Genomic DNA, 15496 nt, shown 5'->3' on the forward strand with positions numbered 1-15496 from the left:
ACCATCGCCTCCGCGACGGCCTTCCTCTACGCAGCCGCCGCCATGGTTCTTATCCGCCGCATCGCGCGAGCGTCATGAGTTCCGGGACGGACTCTAAGGAGGCAGGGTTAATGGCGATGCGCCCGCAGGACGATTGACTTTTTGTGGCGGCTTGTGTTTGGGATTGCGGGCCGGGTTCCTATCTCCCGGCTTCGCGATGATGCTCAGGTTGGCTCAGTGACGTTCCGTCTGACGACGAAAACCACGACCAAAACGACGGCCGGGAAAACCCGGACGTCGCACTGACACGTCGCCTCGATTCCGGGTTCTCCCCCCCGGCCGGGGTAATCGGCCGAACCCGCAAGCGAGATCAGCGGCGACGGCCTCCCGGGGAGGCACAACCGGTTTCGCCAGAAGGAATTCTTAGAGATGAGCTTCAAGGTCGCGGTCGTCGGCGCCACGGGCAATGTGGGCCATGAAATGCTCGACATCCTCGCCGAGCGCGCTTTCCCGGTCAGCGAGGTGGTGGCGCTCGCCTCCTCCCGCTCCGTCGGCACCGAGGTCTCCTTCGGCGACAAGACGCTGAAGGTGAAGGCGCTCGAGCATTACGATTTCTCCGACACCGATATCTGCCTGATGTCGGCGGGCGGCGCCGTCTCGAAGGAATGGTCGCCGAAGATCGGCGCGCAGGGCGCCGTCGTGATCGACAACTCCTCGACCTGGCGCATGCATCCCGACGTGCCGCTGGTCGTGCCGGAGGTCAACGCCGCCGCGGCCGCCGGCTTTAGCAAGATGAACATCATCGCCAACCCGAACTGCTCGACGGCGCAGCTCGTCGTGGCGCTGAAGCCGCTGCATGAGCGCTTCGGCGTCAAGCGCGTCGTCGTATCGACCTATCAGTCGGTCTCCGGCGCCGGCAAGGAGGCGATGGACGAGCTCTTCAACCAGACCCGCTCCGTCTTCGCCGCCGGCGAGGTCGAGGCCAAGAAGTTCCCCAAGCGCATCGCCTTCAACCTCATTCCGCAGATCGACGTCTTCATGGAGGACGGCTTCACCAAGGAAGAGTGGAAGATGATGGCGGAGACCAAGAAGATCCTCGATCCGAAGATCAAGCTGACCGCCACCTGCGTGCGCGTGCCGGTCTTCATCGGCCATTCCGAGAGCGTCAACATCGAGTGCGATAAGCCGGTCACCGCCGACGAGGCGCGCGAGGTGCTGCGCACCGCCCCCGGCATCCTCGTGATCGACAAGCACGAGCCCGGCGGCTACATCACCCCGCACGAGGCGGCCGGCGAGGACGCGACCTATATCTCGCGCATCCGCGAGGACGCCACGGTCGAGAACGGCCTCGCCTTCTGGTGCGTCTCTGACAATCTGCGCAAGGGTGCGGCCCTCAACGCGGTCCAGATCGCCGAGGTGCTGGTCAACCGCAAGCTGATCCAGCCGCGCAAGCAAGCCGCCTGAGTTCAGCGCGCTTCCTTTAAAGAAAATTTCAAGGCGGGCCAGAGCATGTTCCGCAAAAGTGGGAACCACTTTTGTGATCAGAACATGCTCCACTTTTAAAGCTGCGCGAATTCTTGTCGCTCGGCCGAGAAATCGGCCGAGCGGAACGCGCGCTGCCCGCCTTTTTCTTGCGCGCACGCATGGCGGCCGTGCCGGATTTGCGCGAGGGATCGCCGCGATCATCGGCTAGGGTCGGCTTCTCCTAGAAATTCACCGAAGACCTTGCCCGACACCCTGACCAGAGTGCCTCTGCCGGTCGAACCAGCCCCGGCCGAGCCGCCGCAACGTCCCGCGCCGCGACGTGACAACAGCCTGCGCGGCATCGGCCTGATGCTGCTCGGCAGCGTCTTCCTCTCCGCCGCCGACGTCGCCTCGAAATACCTCACTGCCACGACGCCGGCGATCCAGGTCGTCTGGCTGCGCTATGCCGCCTTCGCGCTGATCATGCTGGCAGTCGCCGCTCCCGGCGGCTTCAAACAGCTGAAGCCGCGGCGCGCGGGCATGCAGATCCTGCGCGGCGTCGCCGTCACAGTCTCCTCGATCCTCTTCGTCTCGTCGCTCAAATACCTGCCGATCGCCGATGCGACCGCGACGAGCTTCGTCGCCCCGCTGTTTGTCACGGCGCTGTCGATCCCGATCCTGCGCGAGAAGATCGGCTGGCGGCGCTGGACTGCCACGGCGGTCGGCCTGATCGGCGTGCTGATCGTCGTCCGTCCCGGCGGCAGCGATTTCCAGCTCGCCTCGATATTGCCGGTGCTGTCGGCGGTGACCTGGGCCTTCGCGCTGATCGTCACCCGGATGATGAGCGCGACCGAGAATCCGGTGACGACCCTCGCCTGGTCGGCAGTCGTTGGCTGCATCGTGCTCTCCGCGCTGCAGCCGCTGACCTGGCAAGCGCTGTCGACCGAGGCGGTGCTGGTCGGCCTCTTCATCGGCGTCTCCTCGACCGTTGGGCACTGGTTCGTGATCCAGGCATTTCGGCACGCCGACGCCTCGCTGCTGGCGCCTTTCTCCTATGTCCAGTTGCTCTGGGCCTCGGCCTTCGGCTTCATCCTGTTTTCAGTGCTGCCAGACGCCTTCACCTGGGTCGGCTCCGCGATCATCATCGCGTCAGGCCTCTATACCGCCCATCGCGAGCGCATCAGGGCACGCAAGGTGACCGGGCACTGAGCCCGCGACGGCGCGTTGAGCCACCTCAGGGCTTCTTTACGCCGTAACGCATCATGAACATCGCCACCGCCTCGCCGACGACACGCGCAATCTCATCCTCGCTCGGCGGGGTGCGCACCGCGTTGAACAGGCGCGGGCGCATCAAGGTCGATTGCGCGAGATCGACGAACTGCGCCGCGGCAAGGGCGGTGTCGTCGATCGCCAGTTCGCTCTTGGCGACACGCTGGTCGAGGAATGCGGCGAGCCGCTGCGCGCCCTGCATCGGGCCGCGCTCGTAGAATTCGCGGCCAAGATCGGGCATGCGCTCGGCGACGCCCAGCACGATCCGATGGGCGCTCAGCGCGAACGGATTGGTCAGTAGACGCACCAGCCCGCTGCCGAAGTTCGTCAGCGCCTGTTCGAGGCCAGGCTCCTCCGCCAGCGCTTCGTACATACCCTGTTTCTGCTTTTCGCGCTCGCGCTCGATCAGCGCGACGAAAAGGTGCTCCTTGTCCTCGAAATAGACATAGAGCGTGCCCTTGGAGACGTTCGCCGCCGCGGCGATGTCGTTCATGCTGGCCGCGTCGAAGCCCCGCGCGGTGAACACAGCATGCGCCCCTTCGAGGATCTGATGACGCTTGTCCGGATCCGCGCCGGCGACACGCCGGTTGCGGGAGATTGCCTTGACATGTCGCGGCTCCAGCGTCGCGCTCATCCTGTTCCATCCGTTTTGCGCATGTTCGCGCTTGCAAAAATAATCGAACCGCCCGGTTCGATTTCCCCTTGATATGCACCGCCGCTGGCGCTATTTCAACCTCAATCGAACCGAGTGGTTCGAATTGTGATTGTCAGGGCACAGCAACCATGACTGTCGAATCCGCCATTGAAAAGCGCACCGAGCCCCGTCGCGACCGGCTGAAGCTGGTCGACCCAGTGCTCGAACAGACGCCGGCCGTCGTCGAAGCCCGCAAGGCGGATGGGGAGCGTGCCCCTCCCCCGCAGGCCAGCGACAAGCCGGCCCCGAAGCGCAGCGGCGGCAAGCGCATCGCGCTAGTCCTCGTCGCCGGCACCGCACTCGCGGCCGGTCTCTGGTTCGGTATCGACTGGTGGCGCAATGGCCGCTTCATCGTCTCCACCGACGACGCCTATGTCGGCGCCGAGATGGCGACGATCTCGGCCAAGCTGCCCGCCAACATCGCCACGATCTCAGTGAAGCAGAACCAGGAGGTCAAGGCCGGCCAGCCTCTGGTCGCGCTCGATCCCGGTGACCAGCGCATTGCGCTGGAGAGCGCCCAGGCCAAGAGCGCGACCGCCAAGGCGACGCTCTCGCGCATCGATGCCCAAGTCGAGGCAGCCCGCGCCAGCCTGCAGCAGGCACAGGCGCAGCAGGCTTCGGCCGAGGCCGCCGTCACCCGCACCGCCGCCGATTTCGACCGCGCCAGCAACCTTGCCGCCAAGTCCTATGGCTCGCAGGCGACGCTCGACGCCGCCACCGCAGCGCGCGATCAGGCCGTCGCCTCGCTCGCCAGCGCCAAGGCCGGCGTCGTGCAGGCGCAGGCCAATATCGAGGTGCTGAAGGCGCAGCGCGTCGAGGCCGCCCGCCAGATCGACGAGCTCAAGGTCGCCGAGGACAAGGCGGGGCGCGACCTCTCCTTCATGACGATCTCGGCGCCGATCGACGGCCTCGTCGCCAATACCAACATGCAGCTCGGCGACCTCGTGAGCGCCGGCAAGCGCCTGATGTCGATCGTCCCGCTCGACCAGGTCTATGTCGACGCGAACTTCAAGGAGACGCAGGTCGGCCCGCTGAAGATCGGCGACAAGGCGACGATCACCGTCGATGCCCTGCCCGGCCAGGTCTTCGACGGCACCGTCAGCGGCATTGCCGGCGGTACCGGCTCGGTCTTCACCCTGCTGCCGCCCGACAACGCCACCGGCAACTTCACCAAGATCGTCCAGCGCGTGCCGGTCCGCATCACCCTCTCGCAGGAGGCGGCGGGCAAGCACGTGCTGCGTCCGGGCATGTCGGTCGTGGTCTCGATCGATCCGCGCCCGAGCGCACAGAAATAAGTTTCCGGGCCCTCGACCCGAGGAGCCGTTCCCGACCGGGGAATGGCGATGTGCCAAGGCTCAATCGCCCCTTCTGGGCCAAAGCGCACCGCGCCTCACGGCGCTCCTCGGGCCGGGGGCCCGGCTTCAAACCAAAGCTGAAGCCCGAAGCTGGAGGCCGGCATGGCCACCGCCACGACCACCATCCCGGCCGCTGCCGCGCCGGCCGAGGACGCCATTCCGATGCGCCGGATCTTCGCCTTCATGGCGATGGTCTTCGGCATGTTCATGGCGATCCTCGACATCCAGATCGTCTCGGCCTCGCTCGCCGAGATCCAGGCGGGCCTGTCGGCCTCCAGCGACGAGATCGCCTGGGTCCAGACCGCCTATCTGATCGCCGAAGTGATCATGATCCCGCTCTCCGGCTATCTCAGCCGGGCGCTCTCGACCCGCGTCTTCTTCTCGATCGCCGCCGCCGGCTTCACCATTTCGAGCGTGCTCTGCGCCATGTCGAGCTCGATCAACGAGATGATCCTGTGGCGCGCGGTCCAGGGCTTCATCGGCGGCGGCATGATCCCCGGCGTCTTCGCCGCTGCCTTCACCATCTTCCCGGCCTCGAAACGGCCGATCGTCTCGCCGCTGATCGGGCTCATCGCGACGCTCGCCCCGACCATCGGCCCGACGGTCGGCGGCTATCTCAGCCATGCCTTCTCCTGGCACTGGCTCTTCCTGGTCAATGTCATCCCCGGCATCGGCGTCACCATCGCCGCCTGGAACCTGATCGACTTCGACAAGCCGGACCACAGCCTGCTCAAGCGCTTCGACTGGGTCGGGCTCGGCGCCATGGCCGCCTTCCTCGGCAGCATGGAATACGTGCTCGAGGAGGGTACGCGGCTCGACTGGTTCGAGAGCCACGAGATCGTGCTCTTCACCGTCGTGATGATCGTCGGCGCGGTGCTGTTCTTCTGGCGGGCGCTGACGCGCGACGATCCGCTCGTCGACCTCTACGCCTTCAGGAACCGCAACTTCGCCTTCGGCTCGTTGTTCTCGTTCACCATGGGCATCGGCCTTTACGGCCTGACCTATCTCTACCCGGTCTATCTCGGGCGCATCCGCGGCTATGACGCGCTGATGATCGGCGAGACCATGTTCGTCACCGGCCTCGCCATGTTCCTGACCGCGCCGATCGCCGGGCGCCTCTCGGCCAAGCTCGACCCGCGCATCATGATGATGATCGGCTTCGGCGGCTTCGCGCTCGGCACCTGGATCGCGTCCTTCATCACCGCCGACTGGGACTTTCACGAACTCTTGATCCCGCAGATCCTGCGCGGCTGTTCGCTGATGTTGTGCATGGTGCCGATCAACAATCTCGCCCTCGGCACCTTGCCGCCACAGCAGCTGAAGAATGCCTCGGGCCTCTACAATCTCACGCGCAATCTCGGCGGCGCGGTCGGGCTCGCCGTGATCAACACCCTGCTCAACAGCCGCACCGACCTGCACATCGCCCGTCTGCATGAGGCCGTCGCCGCCGGCCGCCAGATCGCCGAGGAAAACCTCGCCGCGATGGTCCAGCGTTTCGCAGAATATGGCGACGCCGCCCAAGCCATGGCACTGAAGCTGCTGACCCAGCGTGCCCACAAGCAGGCGCTGATCATGGCCTTCGGCGACGTCTTCCTCGGCCTGACCGTGATCTTCGGCGCCCTGGTCGTGCTCGCGATTTTCATGAGCAAGCCGCCAGCGCCTAAGCCCGGAGCAGGCGGCGGCGGCCACTGATTGAAGCTCTCCCGTCTTTCCAAGGCAGGCCGCAGGCCTGAGCCCGGAACCCAGAGCCGATGCCATCTCCGGAAGAGCGCGTCGATCGTAGCGGCAAGATTGCTGCCGGCATCGGTTCTGGGTTCCGGGCTCACTGCTGCGCAGCGTCCCGGAATGACACTCCTGCGCCGTGGACAACCCCCCGATGCGTCTTGCCGCAGCTGCGAAGAGATTGACAGTCGGCTTCGCAGGCGTCAAAAATACTAACAATATCAGTAGTTTAGATGAATTCTAAACTGCAGTGAGACCGATCTGCGAGTTGGAAGGCGTTCATGAGCATTCTGTCCCTCAAGGATGGCAACCCGGTGCGGACCCAGGCGGAGCAGATTCCGTGGCCGCAGAAAGCCCCGGCCGCTTGCCCGATCAGCGCGGTCAAGGCGCGCCTGCGCAGCGTCGGCCTGAGGCCCACCCGCCAGCGCATGGCGCTGGGCTGGCTGCTCTTCGCCAAGGGCGACCGCCATGTCAGCGCCGAGATGCTTTATGAGGAGGCGCTGCGCGCCCGCGAGCCGCTCTCGCTCGCGACCGTCTACAACACGTTGCGCCAGTTCTCCGAGGCCGGCCTGTTGCGCCAGGTCTCGGTTTCCGGACCCAAGACCTTCTTCGACACCAATGTCTCGGAGCACCACCACTTTTACAACGAGGACGACGAGACCGTCGTCGACATCCCCGGTTCCGAGATCCAAGTCTCCGGCCTGCCGGTCGCGCCGGAAGGCATGATGGTCTCCTCGGTGGAAGTGATCGTCCGCCTGCGCCGCGCCGATGCTGAGGAGACAGCGACGAAGCTCGCCGGGGGCCAACGGGCGTGATCGTTTGCTCCTGCAACGTCCTCTCCTGCCGGCAGATCAAGGGCACAATTGCCCCTGACGGCAGCGGTCCGCGGACTGCGGGCGAGGCTTATGACTGCCTCGGCTGCAGCCCGGATTGCGGCCGTTGCGCTCGCGAGGTCCGCTCTCTGCTCGCCGAGGCGCGCGCCGCCTGCGCCAGCCAGTGCCATAGCTGTGCCAGCCACAATGTCGAATGCGCCGTGCATGTCTCGGTCGGCCTGATGATGGCAGGCATGGAAGAGAACGACGACCGAGTCGCCGCCTGATCGGCGCGGCGCGATTTTTCTCCCTCGACCTGTACGATCGCCCCTTCCCTTTCGCTCACCCACTCTCTACATTAGGATCATTCTAATGTAGTCGATTGCGAGGAGAGCGGCATGAAGGGCGACAAGAAGGTCATCGAATACCTCAACAAGGGCCTGCGCTCCGAGCTCACGGCCATCAACCAGTACTGGCTGCACTACCGGATGCTCGACAATTGGGGGCTGAAGGACATGGCCAAGACCTGGAAGAAGGAATCGATCGAGGAGATGGTCCATGCCGACCGTTTCGTCGACCGCATCCTCTTCCTCGAAGGCTTCCCGAACCTGCAGACCCTCGACGCGTTGCGCATCGGCGAGAACGTCAAGGAAGTGATCGAGTGCGATCTCAAGGCCGAGGTCGAGGCCCGCGCCCTCTATCAGGAAGCGGCGAAATACTGCCGCGATGTCGGCGACTACCCGTCCGAGGACCTGTTCAAGGCGCTGATGAAGGATGAGGAGGGCCATATCGACTTCCTGGAAACCCAGCTCGACCTGATCGGTCGCATCGGTCTCGAGCTCTACACCCAGAAGCATGTCGGCGGGCTCGAGGGCGACGAGCACTGAGCGGCGACAGCCGTTTCAAACGGGCGCTCGACCGGGCCTGGTGACAGGCCCGGTTTTTTGTTGCGCAGGCTGCTCCCCAAACGCCGCGCCTCATGCCAGAGAACGACGATCAGCATGGAGACCGCGCGAATGGCTACGATCGTCGCAGTGGCGCGAGACGAGGGTCACCGCTTCAGCAAGCCGATCCTACCGTCCATTCGGCTGCTCACCGGACTCGGCATTGAAGGCGATGCCCATTGCGGTGAAACCGTCAAGCACCGCTCGCGCGTCAAGGTCGATCCGACCCAGCCGAATCTGCGCCAGGTCCATCTGATCCATGAGGAACTGTTCGGCGAGCTCGCAGCCGGCGGCTTTTCTCTCCGGCCCGGCGATCTGGGCGAGAACATCACCACGCGCGGCATCGATCTGCTCGCTTTGCCCGTCGGCACGCGCCTGCAGCTCGGCGCCGAGGCGCTGGTTGAGATCACCGGTCTGCGCAACCCGTGCATCCAGATCGAGGCGTTCCGGCCCGGCCTGCTCAAGGCCGTGCTCGGCCGCGACGCCGACGGAAACCTGATCCGCAAGGCGGGGATCATGGCGATCGTGCTCGAAGGCGGCGAGATCCGCCCCGGCGATTCGATCGGCGTCACGTTGCCGGCCCTGCCGCACCGAGCCCTCGAACGCGTTTGAGGCGGCGAAGCCTCTCGGCTCGCCGCCTCATCGATTTCGTCAGAGCACCGCATTGATCAAGGCTGATGTCAGCCTGACCGGCGAGATGTGCTCGCAACCAGCCTCTTAGAGGAAGCTGATATTCGCGGCCTCGGGGCCCTTCTTGCCGGCGCGGATCGAGAAGCGCACGCGCTGCCCGTCCATCGGCGGCTGCAGGCCGCTGCGGCTCAGTGATGAGACGTGCAGGAACACGTCCGGCCCGCCCTTGTCAGGGGCGATGAAGCCGAAGCCGCGATCGGTGTTGAAGAACTTAACCGCGCCGTCGAACGGGCCTTCCATCGGGGCGCTGGCGCCACGATCGAAACCGCCGCGATCGCCGCGGTCGAAGCCACCACGGTCGCCGCGGTCATAGCCGCCACCACCGCCATAGCCGCCGCCGAAATCGTCGCGCGGCGGCCGCGGCGAGAACGGACGCCCACCGCCGCCGGGGCCACGCGGCGCAGCGGGGGTTGCGGTCGAGGCGTCGATCTCATGGACCGCGACGACCTGCAGGCCGCGCCTGCCTTCGCCGAGATCGCAGATGATGGTCGCACCGGGCTGCAGGTCTTGCGGATCCTGCGGGCCGATGGACGATACGTGGACGAAAACATCGCCAGAGCCGTCCGCCGGAGAAGCAAAGCCGAAGCCTTTCTCCGGGTCGAACCACTTGATCTTGGCTTCGACATTCTCGTGGGTGACGAAGGGCGCCGGGGCGGCGGGCTTACGACGATCGAACATGCAGCTTCAAATCATAGTGACCGGGAGCGCGCAATCTAGCGCAAGCCGCCGGGTTCGTCATCGGGGCGGCGCAGCAAAAATGCATGTCCGGCGAAATGCTGCCGGATGGCGTTTTTTTCTCAGCGACCGCCACTTCTGTAGGCGGAATATCTAAAAAGACACCCAACTCGGACGCTACGTCAACCTCCGGATTCCGGTTCGGCCTCCGAGCAGCGGATCATCTGCACCTTTTTCGGCATCTCGCCGACCGCCGGCACGAACTGCCCGGTCTGTGGGTCGAGCAGCATCAGCATGCCGGTCGCAACTGCGAAATAGGCGCCGTGCAGATGCAGCCGGCCCTTGCTTTCCAGGATGTTGATGCAGGGGAAGGTGCGCAGATTCGCGAGCGACTGCTGCACCGAGAGCAAAGCGAGGCGCTCGACGTAATCGTCCAGGGTCTCGTTCCGGCCGCGCCCGCCCGAGCGCCTTGCCGCAGGCTCGACCAGCGTGATCCACCGGCCGATGAAGTCGCCGGACGAGAGCGGGCCCTGCGCATCGTCGGCAAAGGCTTTGATACCGCCGCAGCGGCCATGCCCGAGCACGACGATATGTTCGACCTTGAGCGCCTGGACGCCGTATTCGAGCGCAGCGGAGGTGCCGTGCAACTGGTCATCGGGCGAGAAGGGCGGGATCAGATTGGCGATGTTGCGGACCACGAACATCTCGCCCGGGCTCGCATCGAAGATCACCTCGGGCGAGACGCGCGAATCGCAGCAGCCGATCAGCATGATCTTCGGCGTCTGCCCGCTCTCGGCGAGCTTTTCGTAGCGGCTCTGCTCGCGGATGAAACGATCGTCGAGGAAGGCGCGATAGCCCTCCGTCAGGCGCTGCGGGAATGGCTGGGGCTGGGGGCTTGGCTCGTCCATGGCCGCTAGTTGGGCCAGAAGCCGCAGGCTCACGTCAAGAGCCAACGGCGCTGATTCTGCTGCGATGCAGCATTAAAACTAACAAAGCTGCCTTTGCAATTGTGCCGCCAATGCCTCCGCATCGCCGCGAACGACGATTCGCTTCAATCGCGCGCCCGCCCCCGCCGTCAGCGTCATCTGCGAGCGCGAGGTCTGGAGCTCTTTGGCGAGGAGCGCGATCAGCGCAGCATTGGCCTCGCCTTCGCTGGGAGCGGCCCGAACCCGGGCCTTCAATACCTGTCGGCCGTCGGCCAGCGTCTCGATGCCATCAAGACTATCGCGCCCGCCGCGCGGCGTCAGTCGGATCGCGATCGCAAGCCCGTCCGGCGTAACGGACCAGGCGGCCATCCGGCTAGAAGACGTTAGGGTAGATGTAGCGCTGGATCACGCTCTGGATGAAGAAAATCGCCAGCAATAGGATGATCGGCGAGATGTCGATGCCGCCGAGATTGGGCAGCATATTGCGGATCGGTCGGAGCGCCGGCTCGGTGATGCGGTAGAGGAAATCCCAGACCGTCGAGACGAACTGGTTGCGCGTGTTGACCACGTTGAAGGCGATCAGCCAGCTCAGCACCGCCGAGGCGATCAGCAGCCAGACATAGAGGTTCAGCGCCAGCATCACGACGTCGAGAACGGCACGCATCGAGTAGCATCTCCGAGAAGACCGGGCGCTCCGCCGGAGCCACCCACAAAACTCCTGTCGCAAGCGATTGACAGAAGCGCGACGCAGGGCCTAGAAGGCCAGCGCCTTGGGGGCTGTAGCTCAGATGGGAGAGCGCTGCAATCGCACTGCAGAGGTCAGGGGTTCGAATCCCCTCAGCTCCACCAGGCCCGACGACTGATCGTCGATTTCCCAAACTCAATCGCTGAATCGCCTCGAGCAATAGCTTTGGGCGCAGGCGCTTGCGCTGCATACTATCGGGCAATCGGCCCGAACCGCCCGGCAGCGCGACGATGACCCGCTACCCCATGTTCAACCCGCAGCTGCTGCAGAGCTTCGTCGCTGTCTGCGAGAGCATGAGCTTCACTCGCGCCGCCGAGCGGGTGTCGCTGTCGCAGTCCACCGTCAGCCAGCAGGTCCGGCGGCTGGAGGAGATGCTGGGCAAGCCGCTGTTCGAGCGCAACCCGCATCGGGTGCAATTGACCGAGGAAGGCGGCAGGCTTCTCAGCTATGCCAGGCGCATCCTTGCTCTGCATGAAGAGGCGCATGACGCGCTGACTGGGTTCTGGCGCGACGGCGTGCTCAGGCTCGGCATGCCCGAGGACTTCACCGTGCCGACCGCCGGCCTCTTGGCGCAGTTCAGCCTGGCCGAGCCGCATCTGCGTCTCGACGTGACCAGCGGCCTCAGCGCCGACCTCTATAGCGCCTATGAGCGCGAGGAACTCGACCTCGTCCTCGTCAAGCAGCGCCGTCGCCAGCCGCCGCGTGCGGCGCGGCCCGAACCGCTGCTCTGGCTCGACAGCCTGGCCCGCCCCGCCATCGAGCGTGCACCGGTGCCGCTGGCGGTCTTCCCGCTCAACGGGCTCTACCGCGAGGAACTGTGCGAGACATTGGATGGCCTCGGCATGCGCTGGCGCGTCAGCTACGCCAGCACGAGCCTGGCTGCACTCGTCGCCGCCTCCGCGGCCGGCCTCGGCCTGACCCTGCTTCCCGCGAGCTGCCGGCAGCAAGGCCACCGCGTGCTCGGAGCTGCTGAAGGCCTGCCGGAGGTGACCGGCTTCGAGCTGGCGCTCTACTACCGCGACAACGCCCCGGGTGCGACCGCGGCCCTCGCCGGGGCACTGGCCAGCTTCTGCGGCCTCCAGCCATAGCGCGATCTCTGGCGCTCATTGCTGGCTATCGATTTGAACGCATTGATCATTGCCGAATCGAATGATCATTATGGGCAAAGATCGCTGCCAATGCTCGCGAAGCTCCCCTAGTGCGGAGCCACAAGCTCACACCAGATCGGGGAAACACCATGGGCAGCGTGCAGCATCAGAGCCGCAGGGGCTTTCTCATGCGGACCGGCCAGCTCACCACCTCGGCGGCGATCATCGGCCTGGCCGGTGGCAGCGCCGAGGCCGCTCCGGGCAAGGCCGGGAACGACGATGCCAAGGCCGGCGTCACCGCGTTGAACGACCACCACTACTATCTCGTCGGCGTCCGGCTCGAGGACGGCTTCGACTATGACGGCGACATCGTGGTCGGCACCCGCACCGGGCTGTATACGCTGGAGATCAAGGACGGAAAGATCGCCGCCCTGCATCCGGCCGGCGCCGCCCTCTCCCCCACATTGCCGCGCTACGACGCCGGCGGCCAGCTCGCGCTGCCGGCGATGCGCGACATGCACATCCACCTCGACAAGACCTTCTATGGCGGCCCCTGGCAGGCTCCGCGCCCACGCCAGGGCAAGACGATCATGGACATGATCGCGCTGGAGGAGAAGCTGATCCCAACGCTGCTGCCGACCTCGCAGGAGCGCGCCGAGGGCCTGATCGCCCTGCTGCAATCGAAGGGCACCACCACCGCTCGCAGCCATTGCAACATCGACCCGGTCAGCGGGCTGAAGAGCCTGGAACATCTGCTGCTCGCGCTCGAAAAGCATCGTGACGACTTCTCCTGCGAGATCGTCGCCTTCCCGCAGCACGGCCTGCTGCACTCCAAGGTCGACGGGCTGATGCGCGAGGCCATGACGATGGGCGTGCAGTATGTCGGCGGCCTTGACCCGACCAATGTCGACAAGGCGATGGAGAAATCGCTCGACGCGATGTTCCAGATCGCGCTCGACACCGGCAAGGGCGTCGACATCCACCTGCACGAGACCGGCCCGTCCGGCGCCGCCGCGGTCACCTACATGATCGACACGGTCGAGAAGAACCCGGCCCTGCGCGGCAAGGTGACGATCAGCCATGGCTTTGCGCTCGCGACCATGGCGCCCGGCCTGCAGGCCGAGACGATCGCGCGCCTCTCGGCCCAGAAGATGACGATCGCCTCGACCGTGCCGCTCGGCGCCCTGACCATGCCGCTGCCCCAGATGCAGGACAAGGGCGTCTTCGTGATGACCGGCACCGACAGCGTCATCGACCACTGGTCGCCCTTCGGCAGCGGCGACATGCTGGAGCGGTCCTATTTCTACGCGCAGGTCTACCGGAATTCCGACGAGTTCCGCCTGTCGCGCTCGCTCGCCATCGCCACCGGCGGCGTGCTGCCGCTCGATGACGAGGGCAAGCGCGCCTGGCCGAAGGTCGGCGACGACGCCGCCTTCACTTTGGTCGGCGCCAGCTGCTCGGCCGAAGCGGTCGCGCGCGTGCCGGCGCGGAGCGCCACCTTCCATCGGGGGCGCATGGTCTATGGTAGCGTCGGCAAGGCCTGAGGCTTCGCAACGCTCGACCGAGCACTGGAGCGCCCGGCATCCGGGCGCACCGCGCGGTCTTCAGCTCAGCCCTTGAGCCTGGTGTTGCACTGGCTCCAGTAGCCGCCGCCCTTCTCGATCCATTTCAGGTCGCCATTGGCATTCGCAGCCTTGTTGGCGTTGTACTGGTCGACGCAGGTCTTGAGGCGCGCCTTGCCGGCGGTCTCGTCGGAATATTTCGGCGACACGGCCCTCGGGAACACCGCGGGCTTGGCCTTGCCGGCCGGCTTGGCCGGCGTTGTGGCGGCCGGCGTCGCCGCCGGAGCATCCGTCACCGCCGCGGCGGCATCGTTTTCCGAGGCGTCGTCATCGGCGCAGTTGGCCTTGCGGAAATCGTTCCACTTCTGGCCCTTCAACGTGTTCGCCTTCTTGGCGTCCTGATACTTGGCGCTGCACTCTTTCATGGTCAGCGCCGAGGCTGGCGCGCCGGCTAAACCCATGGTCATCAGAGCGAGGGCGGTGGAGAACAGAAGCGTCTTCATGAGCAGTCTCCCTGGGCGATGAGTCGAGCTCGCCGCAGCGAGCTTAACCAACGGCTGAAGCCTCTGCCATTGCCTTGCGGCAACTTCTGGGCCGGTCGAGCGTTTACAGCGCGGTCAATAAAGAGGATCAAGCCATGAAGACATTCACGCTCGCCGCCCTTGCCGTCACCGCCCTGGGTCTGACTGCGTGCTCGACCACGGAGGAACGCATCGGTGGTGCCGCTGTCGGCGCCGGAACCGGCGCGGTTGTCGCGGGGCCGGTCGGTGCCGTCGTGGGCGGGGCTGCCGGCGCCGTCACCGGGCCGACAGTGGCTCGCACCACGCGACGAGCAGTGCGTTAAACGCGATCGGCGGCGGAACCCTGCCGCCGCTCTTTCGTTTCGACCATTGAAGCTATTCGAGCCCATGGAGTCGAATGATGGACAATGACAAGCGCCTGCCGCCGGATGTGCCCGTAAGCGAGGATGAATTCGACCGGGCTACCGGGAGTGTGGCTGCGCGTGCTGCTGACCTCGCGAGCCGTACTGCCGAGACGGTCAAGGACGGTTATAGCCGAGCCAAGGAGCGGCTCGCCGAGATCGATCCGCGCGACACGTTGCGCGACGCCGCCAATTATGCCCAGGAAACCGGCGAGGCCGCTGTCGAGACCGTCAACCGGCATCCGTTTGCGGCGTTTGCGGTCGGAGCGCTCAGCGTCGGCTTGATCGCCTGGGCGATGACGCCTCGCCGCTCGAGCTGGCAGCCCGACACATCTGGCTGGAGCCGGATGCTCCGTGACTACAGCGATCAGGCGCTGCGCGCCGGGCGCGATCTCGTCGGCAGCGGCCGCGAGCAGCTGGATCGCGGCCGCGATTATGCCGCGCGCGGGCAGGACTATCTCGACATCGGCCGCGACTATGCCCGCGAAGGCGGTCAGATGCTGATGAAGCGCGGCGAACGCGAACCGCTCGCCGCCGTGATCGGTGTCGGCCTCGCGCTCTACGTCATCGGCTCGCTGCTGAGCAGCAACGGTGGTCAGTCGCAGCCCGCCGCCCGTCGGCGCGCCAAACGCTGATCGGCCAGCAGTCG

The 15496-nt window shown here is 65.6% G+C and carries 18 protein-coding genes and 1 tRNA gene; 13 read left to right on the forward strand and 6 right to left on the reverse strand.

Annotated features, from left to right (window positions below; translation table 11 throughout):
• Positions 1-408: 408 nt before the first annotated feature.
• Together ACFPOB_RS13950 and ACFPOB_RS13955 are read left to right on the forward strand one after the other, a co-directional pair.
• On the forward strand, positions 409-1443 hold the full coding sequence (locus ACFPOB_RS13950) for an aspartate-semialdehyde dehydrogenase (RefSeq protein ID WP_377799071.1): 1035 nt from the start codon (positions 409-411) through the stop codon (positions 1441-1443).
• Positions 1444-1704: 261 nt separating this feature from the next.
• Positions 1705-2652 (forward strand): DMT family transporter, encoded by a 948-nt coding sequence (locus ACFPOB_RS13955; protein ID WP_377799072.1) that lies wholly within the window; start codon positions 1705-1707, stop codon positions 2650-2652.
• A gap of 25 nt (positions 2653-2677) precedes the next feature.
• Here the strand turns inward: ACFPOB_RS13955 and ACFPOB_RS13960 are convergent, their stop codons facing one another.
• A complete protein-coding gene (locus ACFPOB_RS13960; RefSeq protein WP_377799073.1) occupies positions 2678-3346 on the reverse strand; it encodes a TetR/AcrR family transcriptional regulator in 669 nt (222 codons plus the stop codon).
• Positions 3347-3495: 149 nt separating this feature from the next.
• Here ACFPOB_RS13960 and ACFPOB_RS13965 point away from each other — a divergent pair, with 149 nt between their 5' ends.
• The 6 genes from ACFPOB_RS13965 to ACFPOB_RS13990 all read left to right on the forward strand — a co-directional run bounded on the left by ACFPOB_RS13965 (position 3496) and on the right by ACFPOB_RS13990 (position 8851).
• Entirely contained in the window at positions 3496-4701 is a 1206-nt protein-coding gene (locus ACFPOB_RS13965; protein ID WP_377799074.1) for an HlyD family secretion protein, read from the forward strand.
• A gap of 162 nt (positions 4702-4863) precedes the next feature.
• On the forward strand, positions 4864-6453 hold the full coding sequence (locus ACFPOB_RS13970) for a DHA2 family efflux MFS transporter permease subunit (RefSeq protein ID WP_377799075.1): 1590 nt from the start codon (positions 4864-4866) through the stop codon (positions 6451-6453).
• A gap of 311 nt (positions 6454-6764) precedes the next feature.
• A complete protein-coding gene (gene irrA, locus ACFPOB_RS13975; protein WP_092156793.1) occupies positions 6765-7298 on the forward strand; it encodes an iron response transcriptional regulator IrrA in 534 nt (177 codons plus the stop codon).
• Positions 7295-7582, forward strand: coding sequence for a (2Fe-2S)-binding protein (locus tag ACFPOB_RS13980; protein ID WP_377799076.1), 288 nt, complete (start codon positions 7295-7297; stop codon positions 7580-7582). The genes irrA and ACFPOB_RS13980 overlap by 4 nt, the downstream gene beginning before the upstream one ends.
• Before the next feature lie 111 nt (positions 7583-7693).
• Positions 7694-8182, forward strand: coding sequence for a bacterioferritin (gene bfr, locus ACFPOB_RS13985; protein ID WP_092156792.1), 489 nt, complete (start codon positions 7694-7696; stop codon positions 8180-8182).
• Positions 8183-8311: 129 nt separating this feature from the next.
• Positions 8312-8851, forward strand: a complete 540-nt coding sequence (locus ACFPOB_RS13990) for an MOSC domain-containing protein (protein WP_377799077.1) — start codon at positions 8312-8314, stop codon at positions 8849-8851.
• A gap of 105 nt (positions 8852-8956) precedes the next feature.
• Here the strand turns inward: ACFPOB_RS13990 and ACFPOB_RS13995 are convergent, their stop codons facing one another.
• The 4 genes from ACFPOB_RS13995 to ACFPOB_RS14010 all read right to left on the reverse strand — a co-directional run bounded on the left by ACFPOB_RS13995 (position 8957) and on the right by ACFPOB_RS14010 (position 11194).
• A complete protein-coding gene (locus ACFPOB_RS13995; protein WP_377799078.1) occupies positions 8957-9607 on the reverse strand; it encodes a cold-shock protein in 651 nt (216 codons plus the stop codon).
• A gap of 179 nt (positions 9608-9786) precedes the next feature.
• The gene (locus ACFPOB_RS14000; RefSeq protein ID WP_377799174.1) at positions 9787-10512 is read right to left on the reverse strand and encodes a carbonic anhydrase; all 726 of its coding nucleotides are present in this window, start codon (positions 10510-10512) and stop codon (positions 9787-9789) included.
• Between the two features lie 78 nt (positions 10513-10590).
• A complete protein-coding gene (locus ACFPOB_RS14005) occupies positions 10591-10899 on the reverse strand; it encodes a DUF167 family protein (protein WP_377799079.1) in 309 nt (102 codons plus the stop codon).
• Positions 10900-10903: 4 nt separating this feature from the next.
• On the reverse strand, positions 10904-11194 hold the full coding sequence (locus tag ACFPOB_RS14010) for a YggT family protein (protein WP_092156787.1): 291 nt from the start codon (positions 11192-11194) through the stop codon (positions 10904-10906).
• A gap of 109 nt (positions 11195-11303) precedes the next feature.
• On the opposite strand from ACFPOB_RS14010, the gene ACFPOB_RS14015 reads away from it, so the two are divergent.
• The 3 genes from ACFPOB_RS14015 to ACFPOB_RS14025 all read left to right on the forward strand — a co-directional run bounded on the left by ACFPOB_RS14015 (position 11304) and on the right by ACFPOB_RS14025 (position 13907).
• Positions 11304-11379 (forward strand) — tRNA-Ala (locus ACFPOB_RS14015).
• Positions 11380-11505: 126 nt separating this feature from the next.
• Positions 11506-12363, forward strand: coding sequence for a LysR family transcriptional regulator (locus ACFPOB_RS14020; protein WP_377799080.1), 858 nt, complete (start codon positions 11506-11508; stop codon positions 12361-12363).
• A 188-nt stretch (positions 12364-12551) separates the two neighbouring features.
• Positions 12552-13907, forward strand: coding sequence for an amidohydrolase family protein (locus ACFPOB_RS14025; protein ID WP_377799081.1), 1356 nt, complete (start codon positions 12552-12554; stop codon positions 13905-13907).
• Between the two features lie 65 nt (positions 13908-13972).
• Here ACFPOB_RS14025 and ACFPOB_RS14030 read toward each other — a convergent pair whose 3' ends face one another.
• Positions 13973-14428 (reverse strand): hypothetical protein, encoded by a 456-nt coding sequence (locus ACFPOB_RS14030; protein WP_377799082.1) that lies wholly within the window; start codon positions 14426-14428, stop codon positions 13973-13975.
• A gap of 134 nt (positions 14429-14562) precedes the next feature.
• On the opposite strand from ACFPOB_RS14030, the gene ACFPOB_RS14035 reads away from it, so the two are divergent.
• Positions 14563-14769, forward strand: a complete 207-nt coding sequence (locus ACFPOB_RS14035; protein ID WP_377799083.1) for a hypothetical protein — start codon at positions 14563-14565, stop codon at positions 14767-14769.
• 77 nt (positions 14770-14846) lie between these two features.
• A complete protein-coding gene (locus ACFPOB_RS14040; RefSeq protein ID WP_377799084.1) occupies positions 14847-15482 on the forward strand; it encodes a hypothetical protein in 636 nt (211 codons plus the stop codon).
• Positions 15483-15496: the final 14 nt, after the last annotated feature.

Source organism: Allobosea eneae (genome assembly GCF_042657265.1).
Taxonomy (GTDB): Bacteria; Pseudomonadota; Alphaproteobacteria; order Rhizobiales; family Beijerinckiaceae; genus Allobosea; species Allobosea eneae.

What these genes read in the sequence shown, in the direction of transcription:
- ACFPOB_RS13950 (WP_377799071.1), top strand. Translation starts at nt 409, where the DNA reads ATGAGCTTCAAGGTCGCGGTCGTCGGCGCCACGGGCAATGTGGGCCAT.
- ACFPOB_RS13960 (WP_377799073.1), bottom strand. Translation starts at nt 3,346, where the DNA reads ATGAGCGCGACGCTGGAGCCGCGACATGTCAAGGCAATCTCCCGCAAC.
- ACFPOB_RS13965 (WP_377799074.1), top strand. Translation starts at nt 3,496, where the DNA reads ATGACTGTCGAATCCGCCATTGAAAAGCGCACCGAGCCCCGTCGCGAC.
- ACFPOB_RS13970 (WP_377799075.1), top strand. Translation starts at nt 4,864, where the DNA reads ATGGCCACCGCCACGACCACCATCCCGGCCGCTGCCGCGCCGGCCGAG.
- irrA (WP_092156793.1), top strand. Translation starts at nt 6,765, where the DNA reads ATGAGCATTCTGTCCCTCAAGGATGGCAACCCGGTGCGGACCCAGGCG.
- bfr (WP_092156792.1), top strand. Translation starts at nt 7,694, where the DNA reads ATGAAGGGCGACAAGAAGGTCATCGAATACCTCAACAAGGGCCTGCGC.
- ACFPOB_RS13990 (WP_377799077.1), top strand. Translation starts at nt 8,312, where the DNA reads ATGGCTACGATCGTCGCAGTGGCGCGAGACGAGGGTCACCGCTTCAGC.
- ACFPOB_RS13995 (WP_377799078.1), bottom strand. Translation starts at nt 9,607, where the DNA reads ATGTTCGATCGTCGTAAGCCCGCCGCCCCGGCGCCCTTCGTCACCCAC.
- ACFPOB_RS14000 (WP_377799174.1), bottom strand. Translation starts at nt 10,512, where the DNA reads ATGGACGAGCCAAGCCCCCAGCCCCAGCCATTCCCGCAGCGCCTGACG.
- ACFPOB_RS14005 (WP_377799079.1), bottom strand. Translation starts at nt 10,899, where the DNA reads ATGGCCGCCTGGTCCGTTACGCCGGACGGGCTTGCGATCGCGATCCGA.
- ACFPOB_RS14010 (WP_092156787.1), bottom strand. Translation starts at nt 11,194, where the DNA reads ATGCGTGCCGTTCTCGACGTCGTGATGCTGGCGCTGAACCTCTATGTC.
- ACFPOB_RS14020 (WP_377799080.1), top strand. Translation starts at nt 11,506, where the DNA reads ATGACCCGCTACCCCATGTTCAACCCGCAGCTGCTGCAGAGCTTCGTC.
- ACFPOB_RS14025 (WP_377799081.1), top strand. Translation starts at nt 12,552, where the DNA reads ATGCGGACCGGCCAGCTCACCACCTCGGCGGCGATCATCGGCCTGGCC.
- ACFPOB_RS14030 (WP_377799082.1), bottom strand. Translation starts at nt 14,428, where the DNA reads ATGAAGACGCTTCTGTTCTCCACCGCCCTCGCTCTGATGACCATGGGT.
- ACFPOB_RS14035 (WP_377799083.1), top strand. Translation starts at nt 14,563, where the DNA reads ATGAAGACATTCACGCTCGCCGCCCTTGCCGTCACCGCCCTGGGTCTG.
- ACFPOB_RS14040 (WP_377799084.1), top strand. Translation starts at nt 14,847, where the DNA reads ATGGACAATGACAAGCGCCTGCCGCCGGATGTGCCCGTAAGCGAGGAT.